Source organism: Mesorhizobium sp. B2-3-13 (assembly GCF_006442195.1).
Lineage (GTDB): Bacteria > Pseudomonadota > Alphaproteobacteria > Rhizobiales > Rhizobiaceae > Mesorhizobium > Mesorhizobium salmacidum.
Window position 1 is genome coordinate 31948 of record NZ_VFVQ01000031.1, and the last position, 17148, is coordinate 49095.

Sequence of the window (17148 nt, forward strand, 5' to 3'; positions counted from 1 at the left end):
CGGATATTTCAGGCCCGCGCCCGCGCTTCCGCTGGGGCCGCCTTCGCCTTCCGCCGCTCCGCCCAATCCTCCAGCCAGTCGCGGCTCTGCATTTCGATCAGTCGTGAGGCCGTGCGCTCGAATTCGAACACCTCGACGCCGCGCTTGGCCACATAAAGCTCGTGCGGCGGCGCCTCGGCGCTCACCACAAGGCGCGTATGATGGTCGTAGAGCGTGTCGATCAACAGGATGAAACGCTTTGCCTCGTTGCGCTTGCCTTCACCCAGCACCGGCACATGGTCGATGAAGAGGGTCGAAAACCGGCCGGCGATGGCCAAATAATCGCGCGCGCCGAGTGGCTTTTCGCAGAGATCGGCGAAAGCGAAACGCGCGGCATCGCCGGCGGCGGCCGGCACCGCGACCTTGCGGCCCTTCAACGTCAGCGAGGTCTCGGCCGTCGCTGCCCCGCGCGTCATCGCCTGCCAGGCCTCGTCGAGCGCCTGGTCGGCCGCCGCATCCGCAGGCGTGACATAGACTGGCGTGCGGGCGAGCTTTTCCAGCCGGTAGTCCTTATCGCTGTCCAGCGACAGCACCTGCGTGTGGCGTTCCAATATGGCGATGAACGGCAGGAAAAGCTGGCGGTTCAACCCGTCACGGTAAAGGTTTTGCGGCGCCACGTTCGAGGTAGCGACCAGCACGACCCCATTGGCGAACAGCGCCGAGAACAGTCTGGACAGGATCATGGCGTCGGCGATGTCGGTGACCGAGAACTCGTCGAAGCACAGCACCCAGGCCTGCTCGGCGAGCGCCTTGGCCACCGGCGGGATCGGATCGTCTTCCCTGGCCGTGCCCTCCTTGCGCGCCTGCCTGTGCTTCTGAATGCGGTCCTGAACGTCGGCCATGAAGTCGTTGAAATGGACGCGGCGCTTGCGCCTGACCGGCAAGAGCTCGAAGAACATGTCCATCAGCATGGTCTTGCCGCGGCCGACGCCGCCATGGATGTAGAGGCCCTTGACCGCCTCATGCGTCTCGCGCTTGCGGGCAAACAGCCAGCCCAGCGCACTGGACTTGTGCGCCAGCCGCTTGGCCGAGATCTCCACGGTCAGCCGGTCGAGCGCAGCGGCGATCCCTTCCTGCGCGGCATCGCGTCCGATCGCGCCGGTTTCCACCAGATGATCGTAGCGTTGCCTGACGGTCGCATGGGTCTGGAGGCCGTCACGCAGATGCATCGGTCACGTCGTTGTTCAAAGCAGGACGCCCAAGAGAGAGCGAGAGGGCGCATGTTGGGATTCGGGTCAGGCCGAGCCGCCATTCGCAGGCCGGCATCACCTGAATATCAGCATACCCTAGCCTATCTTGTAAGCGAGATCGGCTGCCCGTTGGAAGTCTGGCCGTCGAATTTCGAGCCGCCCGACGAATAGAGCCGCGCCAGCGAGCCGCCGTTCTCGTCATAAAGCGTCAGCTGCTTGCCGGCGACGTTCCACGACTTGATGCCATCGATCGGCGCCGGGCAATGCAGCGGTCCGGCGCGGAAGCCGGCGCCGAACTTGGTCTGCGGCGTCGCCACCTTGCAGCTCTGGCCGGAGACGCTGACGTTCCAGACACCGGCGACGCTTGCCGCGTTGAGATCCGCGGCGCCTGCCGGCGCCGCACCATCCGGCGGCAGCGAGGCAACCTGCGTGTTCGCCGGCGCGGTCGGGAATTGCGACGGGTCGGTGGTGCCGGGCGAGGCCGGCGGCGGCAGCTGATTCGAGCTCACCTGGCCGGCAGGCGCCGGCTGCAACGGTGCTGGTTGCTGGTCGTCCATCGACGAGAAGCGTGAGGTTGAGCAGCCGCTCGCAACGAGTGCCGCCAGGGATACGGCCACCAGGCCGCCTTTCGAAAAATTCATTACAACCTCCGTCGGATTCGGCTGGGGGACGCCGTCCGCGCAATCTCACCTCCACCAAGATGGAGAAGGTGGCGAAATTTCAACCCGATATGGTTAAAATAGGGTTTGCGGAACGAATTGTTGCAAATTTATCGCACTCATCCGGCGAGCGGCGCGCTCGGCACGAACACATATCCGTCCGGTCCAACGATATAGCACTCGCGCAGACCATGCGGTTTGTCGATCGCGCCGGCCAGCACGATGTGGCCATGGTCCAGCGCCGCCGCCTCGACCGCGTCGGGATCGGCGCCATAAAGGCGCAGTTCGATGCCGGCGCCGCGCGTCTCGGCGCCCGTAATGGAGCCCGTGATCGGATTGTCGAGATAGGAATGGTCGGCATGCAGCATGAACACCGACCCCAGAAGCTCGATCGCGGCGAAATCCTCGTCAGCATAGACGATGCGGGCGCCAAGCACGTCGCGGCAGAAGGCTTCCATCGCCGCCATGTCCGATACCAGCAGATTGACGCCGATGCCGCGCGGCAGCGAACGGCCGAAATCCTCGGCTTTCATCCAGGGCGTCTTGGTCCGCTTCATCGCCATGGCGTCTTCCTCCTGATCTGATCCTAGCCGAGACCGCTTCGCCGCCCTTGGCCTTCGGCCGGCAAACGCTTGCGCCAGCCGCGGCGGGGCTTATGTCTAGATGTGAGCAGTTCCAGGAAAAGCGGTTTTCCCGGGAAAAATGCGTAGCGCTTTCCCCAGGGAGCGCGTGAAAAAAGAGTTCACCGAAACCCGCTGGAGCGCAGACCTTGGCCGCGAAACAGAAAGCCGCCAACCGTTACTACAGCGGCCCGCCCAGCGATCATTTCGACGGCACCCTGTTCTTCAATCCCGGCGGCCGGATGCCCGGCCCCTTCACGGACCTGTTGAAATGGCAGTTCAGCGGCCAACGCGCGAAATGGCCGGCTGCCAGCTCGAGCCCCTTTGCGCAGGCAAAGCCGGTCGCGACGGTTCTAGGCGCCGATCTGACCGTGACCATGGTCGGCCATGCCACGTTGCTGATCCAGACCGCCGGGCTGAACATCCTCACCGATCCGGTCTGGTCGCGACGCACCTCGCCGTTCTCCTTTGTGGGACCCAGACGCGTCAATCCGCCGGGTATCGCTTTTGGCGATCTGCCGGCGATCGACCTCGTGCTGGTCAGCCACAACCATTACGACCATCTCGACCTTGCCACGCTGGGGAAGTTGAAGAAGACGCACGATCCGCTGGTGGTGACGCCGCTCGGTAACGATGCCATCATCGCCGCCGCCGTGCCCGGCATGCGGCTTTCCGCGCATGACTGGGGCGACAGGGTCGATGCCGGCGAAGGCACCGCCATCCACGTCGAGCCCGCGCATCACTGGTCGGCGCGCAGGGCGCGCGACCGGCGCATGGCATTGTGGGCCGGCTTCGTCATCGAGACGCCGGGCGGAAAGATCTATTTTGCCGGCGATACCGGCTTCCACGATGGCATCAACTACCGGCTGATGGCGGAAAAACATGGCGGGTTCCGTTTCGCCATCCTGCCGATCGGTGCCTACGAGCCACGCTGGTTCATGGCGCCGCAGCACCAGAACCCCGAGGAAGCGGTCCAGGGCATGTTGTTGTGCAACGCCGCCTTCGCCGCCGGCTGCCATTGGGGCACCTTCCAGCTCACCGACGAGCCATTCGAAGAGCCGGTCCGGAAACTGGTCGAAGCACTGGACGCCGAAGGCCTGCCGCGAGAGCATTTCCGTGCCTTGCGGCCCGGCGAAGTCTGGGAAGTGCCCCGGATTTGATAGCCTCGGGAACCCAAGCTCGACAGCCGCGTTCTTCAACCGGTTTCAATGTGTTCGGCTTGCGAGGCGTTCCCATGCTTAGATGGATCATCATTCTCCTGATCATCGCCGCCGCGGCGAGCCTGCTCGGCATGCCGGCGCTGGCCGGCGCCGCCGCCACCGGCGCGCGTATTCTCATCGGCATCGTGCTCATCATCTTCCTGTTGATCTTGTTCGGGGTCTTCGCGGTGACGTAAGACCGGCTTCCCCGTGATCCGGCGCCTTCGCCGTGATGTCGGTCCGGCGTCTTCGCCGTGATGTCGGTCCGGCGCCTTCGCCGTGAACGCGGCTGCGCACTGGTAATTCCTGCCCGTTTCCGCCATATAGCGCCGAACGGACATGGAATTTTCGGAGTAATGGCAGGCACGGCCCCTTTCGCCAAGATGAACGGCATCGGCAACGAGATCATCGTTGCCGACATGCGCGGCCGTGCGGATCGGGTGACGGCCGCGGCTGCCATCGCGCTCAATGGCGACGCGGCGACGCGGTTCGACCAAATCATGGCGATCCATGACGCCAGGACGGCGGGCACCGCCTATTTCGTCGATATCCTGAATTCAGACGGGTCCGGCGCGCAGGCTTGCGGCAACGGCATGCGCTGCGTCGTCCAGGCACTGGCCGCCGAGACCGGCGAGAAGACCTTCACCTTCGAGACAGTGGCCGGCGTCCTCAATGCCCGCGAACATGCCGACGGCTCGATTTCAGTCGACATGGGCACGCCGCGCTTCGGCTGGCGGGATATTCCGCTGGCCGAGGAGTTCCGCGACACCCGCATGATCGAATTGCAGGTCGGCCCGATCGACGCGCCGGTGCTGCATTCGCCCTCCGCCGTCTCGATGGGCAATCCGCACGCCATCTTCTGGGTCGACGCCGACGTTTGGACTTATGAACTCGACCGTTTCGGCCCGCTGCTCGAAAACCATCCGATCTTTCCCGAGCGCGCCAACATAACCATCGCGCAGGTGACCTCACCCGACAGCATGATCATCCGCACCTGGGAGCGCGGCGCCGGCCTGACCAAGGCTTGCGGCACCGCCTCCTGCGCGGCTGTCGTTGCAGCGGCCCGCACCAGGCGCACCGGCCGCAGCGTCAACCTTTTGACCCCCGGCGGCGGCACGCTGCATGTCGAGTGGCGCGATGACGACCACGTCATCCTGACCGGCGCGGCCGAATGGGAATTTTCCGGCAGCTTCGATCCGTCGACCGGACAATGGGCCCGCGATACCGAAAGCGCGGCCTGATGTCCGCTCTTGCCAAAGGCGTCGACGTGGCGAAGCAGCCCGGCCGCATCGACGTGGTGACCTTCGGCTGCCGCCTCAACACCTACGAGTCCGAAGTGATGCGGCGCGAGGCCGAAACTGCCGGCCTCGCCGCGCTGGCAGGTGGCGCCGTGATCTTCAACACCTGCGCCGTCACTGGCGAAGCGGTGCGCCAGGCCAGGCAGGCGATCCGCAAGGCGCGCCGCGACAACCCGGCCGCGCGCATCATCGTCACCGGCTGCGCCGCGCAGACCGAGCCCGAAAAATTCGCCGCCATGGACGAGGTCGATCTCGTGCTTGGCAATGAGGAGAAGCTCAAGGCCAACTCCTATCGCGCGCTGCCCGATTTCGGCGTCAACGACACCGAGAAAGCGCGCGTCAACGACATCTTCTCGGTGCGCGAGACCGCCGGCCACATGGTCGACGCTATCGAGGGCCGGGCACGTGCCTTCGTGCAGGTGCAGAACGGCTGCGACCATCGCTGCACCTTCTGCATCATCCCCTATGGCCGCGGCAATTCGCGCTCGGTGCCGATGGGCGCCGTGGTCGAGCAGGTCAAGCGGCTGGCGGGCAACGGTTATGCCGAGATCGTGCTGACCGGCGTCGACATGACTTCTTTCGGAGCCGACCTGCCGGGTGCGCCGAAGCTCGGCAAGCTTGTGAAGACCATCCTCAGGCAGGTGCCCGACGTGAGGCGGCTCAGGCTGTCCTCCATCGATTCGATCGAGGCCGACGAGGACTTGCTCGACGCCATCGCCACCGAGCCGCGGCTGATGCCGCATCTGCATCTGTCGCTGCAGTCGGGTGACGACATGATCCTGAAGCGCATGAAGCGCCGGCATCTGCGCGATCAGTCGATCCGCTTTTGCGAGGATGTGCGCAAGCTGCGTCCGGGTATTGTTTTCGGCGCCGACATCATCGCGGGCTTCCCGACCGAGACCGACGCCATGTTCGAGAATTCGCTGGAGATCGTCGAGGAATGCGGCCTGACCCATCTCCACGTCTTTCCGTTTTCACCGCGCGAAGGCACACCCGCCGCGCGCATGCCGCAGGTTCGCCGCGAGCTGGTCAAGCAGCGCGCCGCCCGGCTGCGCGCCGCCGGCGAAGCGGCCTATGTCAGGCACCTGTCTTCGCTTGCCGGCAGCCGCCAGTCGATCCTGATCGAGCGCGACGGTCTTGGCCGCACCGAAGGGTTCACGCTTGCCGCACTCGGCACCGGCGCGCCGGGAGAGATCGTCGAAGCTGATATAACCGGCCACGATGGCGCTCGGCTGATGGCGACGCCGCTTGCCGCCCACGCTGCCTGAGAACGCAAAAGCATGGCTGGTTTTTTCAAGAAGATATTTTCGTTCGGCAAGAAGGAGGTCGTCGAGGAGCGGATCGACGAGACCGCCCCGCTGCCGCCGATCAATTGGGACCAGCTCGACGCGCTGAAGCCGGCGGCCGAGCAGGCCCTGCCGGAGTTTTTGAAGCGCGAGGAGCCTGCGGCGGAAGCCGCGCCGGCGGCCGCGCCCCGTCCTCCCGTTGAGGAGGAGGAGGAGGTAAGGCCAGCGCCCGCCGAGGAGCCAACACCGGAGCCTGCCCCCACCATTCCGCCCGCGCCGGAGCCGATCGTTCCGTCGACCCCGGAGCCTTTGCCTGAACCCAAGCCCGCGGAAGTGCCAAAGCCTGCTCCGGAAACCCCTGCCGAGCCGCCTGCGCCCGAAGAAATTCCGGTGCGGCCCGCCGTTCCGGAGCCAATGCCCGAACCGCAGCCGCAAGAGGTGCCCCCGCCCGCGCCATCCGAGCCGGAGATCGTTCCCTCGCGTCCCGAGAGGCAACCGGAACCCGCGCCCGTCGAAGTGCCGACGCCACCCGTGGAAGTGCCGGCCGAGGTGCCCGCACCGGTCGAGGTGCCACCGGCGGCGCCGGTTGAAGTGCCTCCGTCGGCCGGCGTCGAGCAGGCGGCTTCAGAGGCCGGCGCCGCCCCTCATCCGCCTGCCGGCACCTTCTCCCCGTATAGGGACGGGGAGAAGGAAGAGGTCCTTCCAACGCCAGCGGCCAAAACCGAGCCAGGCATTCCACCAGCGGAAATCGCGCCACCCATCCGCCAGCCGGCGCCGGTCGACACACAACCGGTCATCGCCGATATCGCGCCCGAGCCTCAATCGGTTCCGCAACTCGCCCCGGAGGCAAAACCCGCGCCCGGCAAGGTGACGGTTGCCAAGAAGGTCGAGCAGAAGGCGGAGCCGCAGAAGGCGCCCGAGCCGGCGCCGAGGCGATCCTGGTTCCAGCGCATGCGGGACGGGCTTGCCCGGTCCTCGCGCGAGCTGACCGGCAACATTGCCGGCGTCTTCACCAAGCGCAAACTGGACGAGGAGACGCTGCAGGACCTGGAGGACGTGCTGATCCGCGCCGATCTTGGCGTGGAAACGGCGCTGCGCGTCACTGATTCACTGGCCTCCAGCCGCTACGGCAAGGACGTCTCCGATACAGAGGTGCGCGCGGTCATGGCGGCCGAGGTGGAGAAGGTGCTCGCCCCGGTCGCGAAATCGCTCGAGCTCGACCTCTCGCACAAGCCGCATGTCATCCTGGTCGTCGGCGTCAACGGCACCGGAAAGACCACGACGATCGGCAAGCTCGCCGCCAAGCTGACCGATGGCGGCCTGTCGGTGATGCTGGCCGCCGGCGACACGTTTCGCGCCGCCGCCATCGAACAGCTGAAGATCTGGGGCGAACGCACGAAATCGCCCGTCATTGCCTCCAAGCTCGGCGCCGATGCCGCCGGTCTCGCCTACGACGCCTTCGAGAGGGCTAAGGAGGCAGGCTCGGACGTGCTGATCATCGACACCGCCGGCCGGCTGCAGAACAAGACCGAACTGATGGCGGAGCTGGAAAAGATCGTCCGTGTGCTGGGCAAGCTCGATCCCGAAGCGCCGCACACGGTGCTGCAGACGGTCGACGCCACCACCGGCCAGAACGCGCTCAACCAGGTTGAGATCTTCCGCAACGTCGCCGGCGTCAACGGCCTGGTGATGACCAAGCTGGACGGCACGGCGCGCGGCGGTATTCTGGTGGCGATCGCGGCAAAGCACAGATTGCCGGTCTATTTCATCGGCGTCGGCGAACAGGTCGACGACCTCGAACCTTTCTCGGCAAGCGAATTCGCCAGGGCGATCGCTGGAGTGGCTTGAACAAGCACGATGCCGGAAGTGAGGCTTCCGGATCGGATCGTGCGTTAGAAGGATACCATGAACCCACCCATTCTCGAACGCGATCCGTCCGACCCGCAGAAAGAGAAGAAGGAAGGCGTCAATCCCGTGCTCAAGCTGGTGCTGGAGCTCGGGCCCTTGATGGTGTTCTTCTTCGCCAATGCGCGCGGCGAGTGGCTGACGCAGAAATTACCCGTTTTGGCTGAATTCGGCGGCCCGATCTTCGTCGCCACCGGCCTGTTCATGGCCGCGACCGCGATCGCGTTGATCGCCTCATGGCTGCTCACCCGCACCTTGCCGATCATGCCTATGGTGTCGGGCGTCGTCGTCTTCATCTTCGGCGCGCTGACGCTCTATCTGCAGGACGACATCTTCATCAAGATGAAGCCGACCATCGTCAACACGCTGTTCGGCGGCGTGCTGCTCGGCGGCCTGTACTTCGGCCGCTCGCTGCTCGGCTATGTCTTCGAGTCCGCCTTCAAACTCGATGCCGAAGGCTGGCGAAAGCTCACCTTCCGCTGGGGCCTGTTCTTCCTGTTTCTGGCCGTCGTCAACGAAGTCGTCTGGCGCAATTTTTCCACCGACGCCTGGGTTACCTTCAAGGTCTGGGGCATCATGCCGATCACGCTTCTGTTCACCTTCAGCCAGATGCCGCTGATCCTGCGCCATTCGCTCGACGACAAGGCCGGCGGGGAAGAGAAAGCCGGCAAATAAGGCAGGGACTAAAGGGGAGAGCCATGGAATTCGTCACCACCCGGGAAGAGCTGCGGACGATCTACAAGACCCCGCGCCCGGCCGATGGCTCGATCCGCAAGGAAATGAAGGCGCTCGACGGCCATTGCCGCTCCTTCATCGGCAAGAGCCCGTTCGTGCCGATCGGCTCGTCCGATGGCGAAGGCAATGCCGACGTCACCCCGAAAGGCGACAAGCCCGGCTTCACCGCCATTCTCGACGAGAAGACGATCGCCATCCCCGACCGGCCCGGCAACAACCGGCTGGATACGCTGGAGAACATCCTGCGCAATCCCTCGGTCGGGCTGCTCTTCCTCATCCCGGGCATGAACGAGACGCTGCGCGTCAACGGCGAAGCCCGCATCACCGTGGATGCCACTTTGCGCGAGCGCCTCGCGGTCGACGGCAAGGCGCCGCAAAGCGTCATCGTGGTCGCCGTCAAGGCCGCCTACATGCATTGCGCCAAGGCCTTCATGCGCTCCGATTTGTGGAAGCCGGAGAGCTGGTACGACCGCGCGACGCTGCCGACGCTCGGCCAGATCCTGCGCGACCAACTGGCATTGGCCTATTCGGCCGAGGCGACCGACCGTTGGCTGGACGACGAGTACAAGCAGACGATGTGGTAGGGTTTTCGGCCACGATTCGCCCGGACCTGTCCATCTTGCTCAATCTTCTTGCCATCTCAGGCAGCCTGCGGGCGGCCTCCACCAATTCGGCCCTGGTCGCGGCGTTGGCGTTGAACGCGCCCGAGGGCTGTCGCGTCACCGTCTATGACGGACTTGGCCGCCTGCCGATCTTCAACCCCGACGAGGAGGGTGAGCGGACGCCACGCGATGCTTCCGATCTGATCGACGCCGTCACCGGCGCCGACGGCATCATCGTCTCCTGCCCCGAATATGCCCATGGCGTGCCGGGCGGACTGAAGAACGCGCTCGACTGGCTGGTCTCGCGCGACGCCGCCGTTGCCAAGCCGGCCATGCTCGCGCACGCCTCGCCGCGTTCCCTCTATGCCCGCGCGGCTTTGGCCGAGATCATGCGCACCATGTCGTTCGCGCTTTATGATGGCGGACCGGAGATCGCCCTGCTCGGCAAGAAGCCGCCGGAGGTGGCGAGCATTCTGGGGGAGCCGGCGAACGTGCTGGCCATGCGTGACGCGCTGGCTGCCTTCGCGGATTTCATTCGCTCGCGTTGAGCGACGACCTCTCTTCCGCCGCCCTACTTCTTCGCCCGCAACGTCTCGACATCGGTCTTGCCGACATACCAGTCGCGGGCGTTGACTTCCTCGAAAACCACCCAGATATCGTCATTGCCAAGTCCGGTGGCGTCCATGATCGCCGCCGTGACTTTCCTGGCGATGTCAGCCTTCTTGCCTGCCGGATCGGCGGCGATCACTTCCTTGACGATGCGGATGTTGACGAATGGCATGACGTCCTCTCCTTCATTCCTGATCAGTACGTCTTGGCCCCATTCACCATCAGCCGCACCGAATAAAGCGAAGTGGTGCCGGCGATATAGAGGCAGTTCAGTTTGGCGCCGCCGAACACGCAATTGGCGGTCACCTCCGGCACCTTGACCTTGCCGATCAGAGTGCCGTCCGGATCGTAGCAATGGATGCCGTCGAAGGCGCTGGTCCAGATACGCCCGTCGGCATCGAGCCGAAAGCCGTCGAACAGGCCGGCGGTGCAGTCGGCGAACACCTTGCCGCCCGAAACCTTCTTGCCGTGCTTGCCGACATTGAACACCCGCATATGCGCCGGATTCTGCGCGCCATGCGTGCGGCCGGTGTCGACGACATAAAGCAGGCTTTCATCGAGCGAGAAGGCAAGCCCGTTCGGCCTGACCATATCGGTGATCACGGCTTCGACCTCACCACTGTCGGGATCGACGCGGTAGACATGGCAGACGCCGATCTCGCTCTCGGCCTTGTCACCCTCATAGTCGGTGTCGATGCCATAGGTCGGGTCGGTAAACCAGATCGAGCCGTCGGACTTCACCACCGCGTCGTTGGGCGAGTTCAGCCTTTTGCCCTTCCATTTGGCGGCGACTGTGGTGACCGAGCCGTCATGCTCGGTGCGGCTGACGCGGCGGCCCGAATGCTCGCAGGTGACCAGCCGGCCCTGCCGGTCGACGGTGTTGCCGTTGGAGTTGCCCGACGGCTGGCGGAACACGCTGACGCTGCCATCGGTTTCGTCAAAGCGCAGCATGCGGTTGTTCGGAATGTCGGACCACACGACATAGCGGCCGGCGGCGAACCAGGCTGGCCCTTCCGCCCAGCGGCAGCCGGTGAACAGTTTCTCCACTTGCGCGCTGCCGTTGAACAGGCGCGCGAAACGCGGATCGAGAATTTCGTAATAGTCTGCGGCCGCCATGCATTTCCTCCCGGCATCACGTGACGCCGGATCAAGCCAGCCCGCGACCGATCTGGCAAGACGGGCTATCAGCAATTTGTAAGACAAAACGGACAGGACGTGCCTTAGGACGCCATTAACCGGCTATGCGCTGTGTGCAATGGTGCATTGCGACATCTTCTTTTTGCAATGCACCATTACTATGTCATGTTCCGTATCGATCAAGGGAGGAAGAACCAGCCGCCAGAATGCGGCACAGAAGGAACCTTGCTATGATCTTCAACGATCTCATGACCCGCGCTCGCAGCAGCATCGCCAAGCGCAAGCACTACAACCGCCTCGTCGCCGAAATCGATAGCTTCTCCAGCCGCGATCTGGCCGACATGCGGGCCGACCGCTCGGAAATGCTCTACCAGATCCACAAGCAGATCTACGGCTGAGCTTTTCAGACGGAGGCGGGGCACCGCCCCCTCACCCGGATTGCCAAACCGAATTGCAAAAGCAATTCGGGTAATCCGACCTCTCCCCAAGGGGAGAGGAGCTAACTTGCATCAACGCCCCTGTCTCTTCACCCCTCGGGGAGAAGGTGGCCGCGTAGCGGCCGGATGAGGGGACGCCGCTGCATCAACCGGGCGCCGCCAGCGCCTTGTCGATCTGCGGCAGCAGAAGCTCCTTGGCGGACTCCGCCGTCAGGGGGCCGACATGCTTGTAGGCTATTTTACCATCCTTGCCGATGACGAAGGTTTCCGGCACGCCATAGACGCCCCAGTCGATCGCCGTGCGGCCGGCTTCGTCGACGCCGATCGCCTGGAACGGATTGCCGAGGTCGCCGAGGAAGCGGCGGGCGTTTTCCGGCCGGTCCTTGTAATTCAGCGCCGCCATCACGAACCGCTTGTCCTGCGCCAACGCCAGAAGCACCGGGTGCTCTTCCCGGCATGGGGCGCACCACGATGCAAAGACGTTGACCAGCGTGACCTTGCCGGCGAAGGCCTTCGAATCGAGCCCCGGCAGATTGCTGCCCTCCAGGGGCGGCAGGTTGGTTTGCGGTGCTGGCAGGCCGATCAAGGCCGACGGCACTTCCGAGACATCGCGTCCAGACAACAGCTGCGCCAGGAACAGTCCGGCCAGGCCGAGGAAGACCAGCAGCGGCAAGAATACAAACAGGCGGCGACGGCCCGGCGGCGGCGTTTCGATTTCGCTGCTCACGGCTTTCCCGCCCCGGTCTTGTCGGAACGGCGGCGCACGCCAGCCGCCTCGAGTTCGGCAAGCTCGCGCTTGCGCGCCCGCTGGTCGATGAGGATCCAGCCGATCAGTCCGGCGAGCACCACTGCGGTGATGGCATAGGCGGCGGTGACGTAGAGGGCGTGCGGGCTCATGCCGGCCGCGTCCTTGGCATGCCGCCCGCCAACCCGATCCGTTCGCTGTGCTCGATCATGCCTTCCCTTAGCCTCGCGCCACGGCCCGCGCAATCGGCAGCCACGCCGCAGCCTGTGCCGCTCGTGGCCACCTCAATCCGTGCCATGACGCAATGCAAGCGCCGCGGCCACGGGGCCCAGCACCGCAAGAAACAAGGTCAGCGCGGCAAGAATGAGGAAGGGCTGCAGGAACGGATCCGGATTGGCCGTCGCGCCATAGCTCGCCGAAACGCCGAAGATCAGCACCGGGATGGTCAGCGGCAGCACCAGCACCGAGATCAGGAGCCCGCCACGCGGCAGCGCCACCGCCACCGCGGCGCCCACGGCGCCGATGAAGGTGATGGCCGGCGTGCCGACCAGAAGCGTCAGCGCCGTGGCGCCGATGGCCAACGGCTCCATGTTCATGAACAGGCCGAGCAGGGGCGCGGCGGCCACCAGCGGCAAGACGCTGCCCGCCCAGTGCGCCACACATTTCACCAGCACCGTCAGCGCCAGCATGTGCCGGTCGTTACCGAGCACCAGCAGATCGAGCGAGCCGTCCTCGCGGTCGGCCTGGAAAAGCCGGTCGAGCCCGAGCAGGCAGGCAAGCAGCGCGCCGATCCACAGGATCGCCGGACCGATGCGGGCCAAAAGCTTGAGGTCAGGACCAACGCCGAAGGGGATGGTGGCGATGACGGCCAGGAAGAAGATGACGCCGGTCAGCGCGCCGCCGCCGGCGCGGATCGAGAGGCGGATGTCGCGGAGGAGGAGGGCTAGCATGGGCGCGACGCCTCTGCGGCTTTGCGACACTTTCTCCAACGATGGTGCAACGCGGCCTGCATTATCCGGCCTCCCCCATCGCCAACGCCTTCGCCCCCTCCAATCCCAGCGGCAGATGCGTTGCCGCCACGATCATACCGCCATCCGCGCAATGCGCCGTCATCAGCCCCGCGAATCGCTCCTCCGAAGCCTTGTCCAGCCCAGCCGTCGGTTCATCCAGCAGCCACACCGGCCGTTGGCTGACCAGAAGCTTCGCGATCGCCGCGCGTCGTCGCTGTCCGGTCGAGAGATAGCCGAACGGCAGATGGCCGATGCCGCCCAGCCCGACCGTTTCCAGCGCCTCCTCGACATCGAGCCGGCCTTCGCCATGGAACTCCCGCCAGAAACGCAAATTCTCCGTCACGCTCAGCGCCGTCTTCATCGCGTTCTGATGGCCGAGATAGTGGCAGGCGGAGGCGATAGAGGGGAATTCCTCGCCGCCGCCTTCGAGCAGCACACGCCCTTCGGCTTTCGGCAGCAGGCCGGCGACCACCCTGAGCAAGGTCGATTTGCCCGAACCGTTCGGCCCGGTGACGACCAGCGCCTGCCCGGCCTCCAGCGCAAACCCGATGCCGGAAAACACCGCCGCGCCGCTGCGCTCACCGCCCAGATTTTCGGCGATCAGCCGCATCCCGTACCTGTCTCTCGAACGAAGCGGCACGGTCGCTGCCGCATCGCACAAATTTGCTTTGCAACTGTCTAGAACTATTCCAGAAAATTCTCTATATGCGGGTCATCCGTGCCAGCGGTCGGCGCGGGAACAGAATTAGCGCCGAACCAGCGCACGCGCCGCCTTGAACGGCTCGGGTTGCTTGGGAACGGACAGCGGAAATGGCCGTACCCGCACCTTTGCGCGTGATTGCATGCCATCGGCGTCCGTTCCCTTTCAGGCTGAACAGACAAGGACGGATCGCACGTGTCAAAATCCCTCGACAGTTTCAATTGCCGCCGCACGCTGAAAGCTGGCGACGCCGAGTATGCCTATTTCGACCTCGTCGAGGCCGAGAAGAACGGCCTCACCGGCATTGCCCAGCTGCCCTATTCGATGAAGGTGCTGCTGGAAAACTTGCTTCGCAACGAGGACGGCCGCTCCGTTACCAAGGAGAGCATCCAGGCGGTCGCCGGCTGGCTGACCGACAAGGGCACCGCCGGTGTCGAGATCGCCTATCGCCCGGCCCGCGTGCTGATGCAGGATTTCACCGGCGTTCCGGCCGTGGTCGACCTCGCCGCCATGCGCGACGCCATGGCCTCGCTCGGCGGTGATCCGCAGAAGATCAACCCGCTGGTGCCGGTCGACCTCGTTATCGATCATTCCGTCATCGTCGACGAGTTCGGCACGCCGATGGCTTTCGCCCGCAACGTCGAGCTCGAGTATGAGCGCAACGAAGAGCGCTACAAGTTCCTGAAATGGGGCCAGCAGGCGTTCCGCAACTTCCGCGTCGTGCCGCCCGGCACCGGCATCTGCCACCAGGTCAACCTCGAATATCTCGGCCAGGTCGTGTGGACCAACACCGAGGACGGCGAAACGACAGCCTATCCCGACACCTGCGTCGGCACCGATTCGCACACAACCATGATCAACGGCCTTGGCGTGCTCGGCTGGGGCGTCGGCGGCATCGAGGCCGAGGCGGCCATGCTCGGCCAGCCGGTTTCCATGCTGCTACCCGAAGTTATCGGCTTCCGCCTCACCGGCAAGCTCAAGGAGGGCGTAACCGCCACCGACCTCGTGCTCACCGTCACCCAGATGCTGCGCAAGAAGGGTGTCGTCGGCAAGTTCGTCGAGTTCTTCGGCCCAGGTCTGTCCAACATGACGCTGGCCGACCGCGCCACCATCGGCAACATGGCGCCCGAATATGGCGCCACCTGCGGTTTCTTCCCGGTCGATTCCGAAACCATCCGCTATCTCACAATGTCCGGCCGCAGCGAGGACCGCATCGCCCTGGTCGAGGCCTATTCCAAGGCGCAGGGCATGTGGCGCGAGGCCGGCTCCGCCGACCCGGTCTTCACTGATCTGCTCGAACTGGAGTTGGACAGCGTCGTGCCGTCGATGGCTGGCCCCAAGCGGCCCGAAGGCCGCGTCGCGCTCGAAGGCATTCCGGCCGGCTTCGCCAAGGCGATGGAGACCGAGTACAAGAAATCGGCCGAAATCTCCAAGCGCTACGCCGTCGAAGGCACCGACCATGACCTTGGCCATGGCGACGTCGTCATCGCCGCCATCACCTCGTGCACCAACACCTCGAACCCGAGCGTGCTGATCGGCGCCGGCTTGCTTGCCCGCAACGCCAACCGCCTCGGCCTGAAGCAGAAGCCGTGGGTAAAAACCTCGCTGGCGCCTGGCAGCCAGGTGGTGGCGGAATATCTGGAAAAGTCGGGCCTGCAGAAGGAGCTCGACCAGATCGGCTTCAACTTGGTCGGCTTCGGCTGCACCACCTGCATCGGCAATTCCGGCCCGTTGCCGGCGCCGATCTCCAGGACCATCAACGACAAAGGTTTGATTGCTGCCGCGGTACTCTCCGGCAACCGCAACTTCGAGGGCCGCGTCTCGCCCGACGTGCAGGCCAATTACCTGGCCTCGCCGCCGCTGGTCGTGGCGCACGCGCTGGCCGGCACCGTCACCAAGGACCTGACCACGGAGCCGCTCGGCGACGACAGGAACGGCAATCCGGTCTATCTCAAGGACATCTGGCCGAGCTCGGCCGAGATCCAGGAGTTCATCGAGAAGAACGTCACCCGCGAGCTGTTCGCCCGCAAATATGCCGACGTCTTCAAGGGCGACGAGTACTGGCAGAACGTCAAGGCGCCGGAAGGCCAGACCTATGCCTGGGACAACGATTCGACCTATGTGCAGAACCCGCCCTACTTCGCCGGCATGACATCAGGTTTCGGCAAGATCGGCGACATCAAGGGCGCCCGCGTGCTCGGCCTCTTCGGCGACAAGATCACCACCGACCACATCTCGCCGGCGGGTTCGATCAAGGCTGCCTCGCCGGCCGGCAAATACCTCACCGACCATGGCGTCGGCGTCGCCGACTTCAACCAGTACGGCACGCGCCGCGGCAACCATGAGGTGATGATGCGCGGCACCTTCGCCAACATCCGCATCCGCAACCACATGCTGGGCGAGAACGGCCGCGAGGGCGGCTACACCATCCACTATCCCACGAAGGAAGAGGAATCGATCTACGACGCGGCGATGGAATACAAGAAGGAAGGCGTGCCGCTGGTCATCTTCGCCGGCGTCGAATACGGCAACGGCTCGTCGCGCGACTGGGCGGCCAAGGGCACCAACCTCTTGGGTGTCCGCGCCGTCATCGCTCAGTCCTTCGAACGTATCCATCGCTCGAACCTGGTCGGCATGGGCGTCATCCCCTTCGTCTTCGAGGACGGCACCTCATGGGCTTCCCTCAACCTCAAGGGCGACGAGATGGTCGAGATCGACGGATTGAGCGCCATCAAGCCGCGCCAGACGATGGTCGCCAAGATCACCTATGGCGACGGCACGGTGAAGAACGTGCCGATCATCTGCCGCATCGATACGCTGGATGAGCTCGACTACTTCAAGAATGGCGGCATCCTGCAATACGTGCTGCGCGATCTGGCAGCGTAGAAAGCAGGGACTAAGGGAGTAGGAGCAAGGAAGCTAGGCCCGGAACGGGTAACCTACTCCCCTACTCCCCTACTCCCCTACTCCCCTACTC

General features: G+C 64.7%; 19 protein-coding genes. 10 read left to right on the plus strand and 9 right to left on the minus strand.

Annotated elements, in window-relative coordinates; genetic code table 11:
* Positions 1 to 8: 8 nt before the first annotated feature.
* The 3 genes from zapE to FJ941_RS26670 form a co-directional block, all read right to left on the minus strand.
* Positions 9 to 1208 (minus strand): cell division protein ZapE, encoded by a 1200-nt coding sequence (gene zapE / locus FJ941_RS26660; protein WP_140510336.1) that lies wholly within the window; start codon positions 1206 to 1208, stop codon positions 9 to 11.
* 122 nt (positions 1209 to 1330) lie between these two features.
* A complete protein-coding gene (locus tag FJ941_RS26665) occupies positions 1331 to 1870 on the minus strand; it encodes a protease inhibitor Inh/omp19 family protein (RefSeq protein ID WP_140510339.1) in 540 nt (179 codons plus the stop codon).
* Between the two features lie 137 nt (positions 1871 to 2007).
* Positions 2008 to 2451, minus strand: a complete 444-nt coding sequence (locus tag FJ941_RS26670) for a hypothetical protein (RefSeq protein WP_140510341.1) — start codon at positions 2449 to 2451, stop codon at positions 2008 to 2010.
* A gap of 206 nt (positions 2452 to 2657) precedes the next feature.
* Between FJ941_RS26670 and FJ941_RS26675 the strand changes: the two genes are divergently transcribed.
* From FJ941_RS26675 to FJ941_RS26710, 8 genes are all read left to right on the plus strand, one after another.
* Complete coding sequence (locus tag FJ941_RS26675; protein WP_140510343.1) at positions 2658 to 3668, plus strand: MBL fold metallo-hydrolase; 1011 nt, start codon at positions 2658 to 2660, stop codon at positions 3666 to 3668.
* Between the two features lie 74 nt (positions 3669 to 3742).
* Positions 3743 to 3904, plus strand: a complete 162-nt coding sequence (locus FJ941_RS26680; protein WP_013892243.1) for a DUF1328 family protein — start codon at positions 3743 to 3745, stop codon at positions 3902 to 3904.
* 159 nt (positions 3905 to 4063) lie between these two features.
* On the plus strand, positions 4064 to 4948 hold the full coding sequence (dapF, locus tag FJ941_RS26685) for a diaminopimelate epimerase (protein WP_140510345.1): 885 nt from the start codon (positions 4064 to 4066) through the stop codon (positions 4946 to 4948).
* Entirely contained in the window at positions 4948 to 6273 is a 1326-nt protein-coding gene (mtaB, locus tag FJ941_RS26690) for a tRNA (N(6)-L-threonylcarbamoyladenosine(37)-C(2))-methylthiotransferase MtaB (protein ID WP_140510347.1), read from the plus strand. Before dapF ends, mtaB begins: the two co-directional genes overlap by 1 nt.
* Positions 6274 to 6285: 12 nt before the next feature.
* Positions 6286 to 8139: a signal recognition particle-docking protein FtsY gene (gene ftsY / locus FJ941_RS26695; protein WP_140510349.1), complete on the plus strand. Its 1854-nt coding sequence runs from the start codon at positions 6286 to 6288 to the stop codon at positions 8137 to 8139.
* 57 nt (positions 8140 to 8196) lie between these two features.
* Positions 8197 to 8871, plus strand: coding sequence for a septation protein A (locus FJ941_RS26700; RefSeq protein ID WP_140510351.1), 675 nt, complete (start codon positions 8197 to 8199; stop codon positions 8869 to 8871).
* A gap of 23 nt (positions 8872 to 8894) precedes the next feature.
* Positions 8895 to 9515, plus strand: coding sequence for a pyridoxamine 5'-phosphate oxidase family protein (locus tag FJ941_RS26705; protein ID WP_140510353.1), 621 nt, complete (start codon positions 8895 to 8897; stop codon positions 9513 to 9515).
* A gap of 35 nt (positions 9516 to 9550) precedes the next feature.
* Positions 9551 to 10081: an NADPH-dependent FMN reductase gene (locus FJ941_RS26710; RefSeq protein WP_140510355.1), complete on the plus strand. Its 531-nt coding sequence runs from the start codon at positions 9551 to 9553 to the stop codon at positions 10079 to 10081.
* Positions 10082 to 10104: 23 nt separating this feature from the next.
* Here the strand turns inward: FJ941_RS26710 and FJ941_RS26715 are convergent, their stop codons facing one another.
* Together FJ941_RS26715 and FJ941_RS26720 are read right to left on the minus strand one after the other, a co-directional pair.
* On the minus strand, positions 10105 to 10314 hold the full coding sequence (locus FJ941_RS26715; RefSeq protein WP_140510357.1) for a 4-oxalocrotonate tautomerase family protein: 210 nt from the start codon (positions 10312 to 10314) through the stop codon (positions 10105 to 10107).
* Between the two features lie 23 nt (positions 10315 to 10337).
* The gene (locus tag FJ941_RS26720) at positions 10338 to 11258 is read right to left on the minus strand and encodes an SMP-30/gluconolactonase/LRE family protein (RefSeq protein ID WP_140510359.1); all 921 of its coding nucleotides are present in this window, start codon (positions 11256 to 11258) and stop codon (positions 10338 to 10340) included.
* Positions 11259 to 11509: 251 nt separating this feature from the next.
* Between FJ941_RS26720 and FJ941_RS26725 the strand changes: the two genes are divergently transcribed.
* Positions 11510 to 11677 (plus strand): hypothetical protein, encoded by a 168-nt coding sequence (locus FJ941_RS26725; protein WP_023774506.1) that lies wholly within the window; start codon positions 11510 to 11512, stop codon positions 11675 to 11677.
* A gap of 184 nt (positions 11678 to 11861) precedes the next feature.
* Here FJ941_RS26725 and FJ941_RS26730 read toward each other — a convergent pair whose 3' ends face one another.
* The 4 genes from FJ941_RS26730 to ccmA form a co-directional block, all read right to left on the minus strand.
* Positions 11862 to 12443 (minus strand): DsbE family thiol:disulfide interchange protein, encoded by a 582-nt coding sequence (locus FJ941_RS26730; protein ID WP_140510361.1) that lies wholly within the window; start codon positions 12441 to 12443, stop codon positions 11862 to 11864.
* Positions 12440 to 12613, minus strand: a complete 174-nt coding sequence (gene ccmD / locus FJ941_RS26735) for a heme exporter protein CcmD (RefSeq protein ID WP_140510363.1) — start codon at positions 12611 to 12613, stop codon at positions 12440 to 12442. Before ccmD ends, FJ941_RS26730 begins: the two co-directional genes overlap by 4 nt.
* A 132-nt stretch (positions 12614 to 12745) precedes the next feature.
* Positions 12746 to 13411 (minus strand): heme exporter protein CcmB, encoded by a 666-nt coding sequence (gene ccmB, locus FJ941_RS26740; protein ID WP_140510365.1) that lies wholly within the window; start codon positions 13409 to 13411, stop codon positions 12746 to 12748.
* A 61-nt stretch (positions 13412 to 13472) separates the two neighbouring features.
* Positions 13473 to 14081, minus strand: a complete 609-nt coding sequence (gene ccmA / locus FJ941_RS26745) for a heme ABC exporter ATP-binding protein CcmA (protein WP_140510367.1) — start codon at positions 14079 to 14081, stop codon at positions 13473 to 13475.
* Positions 14082 to 14366: 285 nt separating this feature from the next.
* On the opposite strand from ccmA, the gene acnA reads away from it, so the two are divergent.
* Entirely contained in the window at positions 14367 to 17057 is a 2691-nt protein-coding gene (gene acnA / locus FJ941_RS26750) for an aconitate hydratase AcnA (protein WP_140510369.1), read from the plus strand.
* The last annotated feature ends 91 nt before the right edge of the window (positions 17058 to 17148 follow it).

Excerpts from the sequence above, each read along its gene's own strand:
- FJ941_RS26725 (WP_023774506.1), top strand. The coding sequence starts at position 11,510 with ATGATCTTCAACGATCTCATGACCCGCGCTCGCAGCAGCATCGCCAAG.
- dapF (WP_140510345.1), top strand. The coding sequence starts at position 4,064 with ATGGCAGGCACGGCCCCTTTCGCCAAGATGAACGGCATCGGCAACGAG.
- FJ941_RS26680 (WP_013892243.1), top strand. The coding sequence starts at position 3,743 with ATGCTTAGATGGATCATCATTCTCCTGATCATCGCCGCCGCGGCGAGC.
- zapE (WP_140510336.1), bottom strand. The coding sequence starts at position 1,208 with ATGCATCTGCGTGACGGCCTCCAGACCCATGCGACCGTCAGGCAACGC.
- ccmD (WP_140510363.1), bottom strand. The coding sequence starts at position 12,613 with ATGAGCCCGCACGCCCTCTACGTCACCGCCGCCTATGCCATCACCGCA.
- ftsY (WP_140510349.1), top strand. The coding sequence starts at position 6,286 with ATGGCTGGTTTTTTCAAGAAGATATTTTCGTTCGGCAAGAAGGAGGTC.
- ccmB (WP_140510365.1), bottom strand. The coding sequence starts at position 13,411 with ATGCTAGCCCTCCTCCTCCGCGACATCCGCCTCTCGATCCGCGCCGGC.
- FJ941_RS26720 (WP_140510359.1), bottom strand. The coding sequence starts at position 11,258 with ATGGCGGCCGCAGACTATTACGAAATTCTCGATCCGCGTTTCGCGCGC.
- FJ941_RS26700 (WP_140510351.1), top strand. The coding sequence starts at position 8,197 with ATGAACCCACCCATTCTCGAACGCGATCCGTCCGACCCGCAGAAAGAG.
- mtaB (WP_140510347.1), top strand. The coding sequence starts at position 4,948 with ATGTCCGCTCTTGCCAAAGGCGTCGACGTGGCGAAGCAGCCCGGCCGC.
- FJ941_RS26705 (WP_140510353.1), top strand. The coding sequence starts at position 8,895 with ATGGAATTCGTCACCACCCGGGAAGAGCTGCGGACGATCTACAAGACC.
- FJ941_RS26670 (WP_140510341.1), bottom strand. The coding sequence starts at position 2,451 with ATGGCGATGAAGCGGACCAAGACGCCCTGGATGAAAGCCGAGGATTTC.
- FJ941_RS26715 (WP_140510357.1), bottom strand. The coding sequence starts at position 10,314 with ATGCCATTCGTCAACATCCGCATCGTCAAGGAAGTGATCGCCGCCGAT.
- ccmA (WP_140510367.1), bottom strand. The coding sequence starts at position 14,081 with ATGCGGCTGATCGCCGAAAATCTGGGCGGTGAGCGCAGCGGCGCGGCG.
- FJ941_RS26665 (WP_140510339.1), bottom strand. The coding sequence starts at position 1,870 with ATGAATTTTTCGAAAGGCGGCCTGGTGGCCGTATCCCTGGCGGCACTC.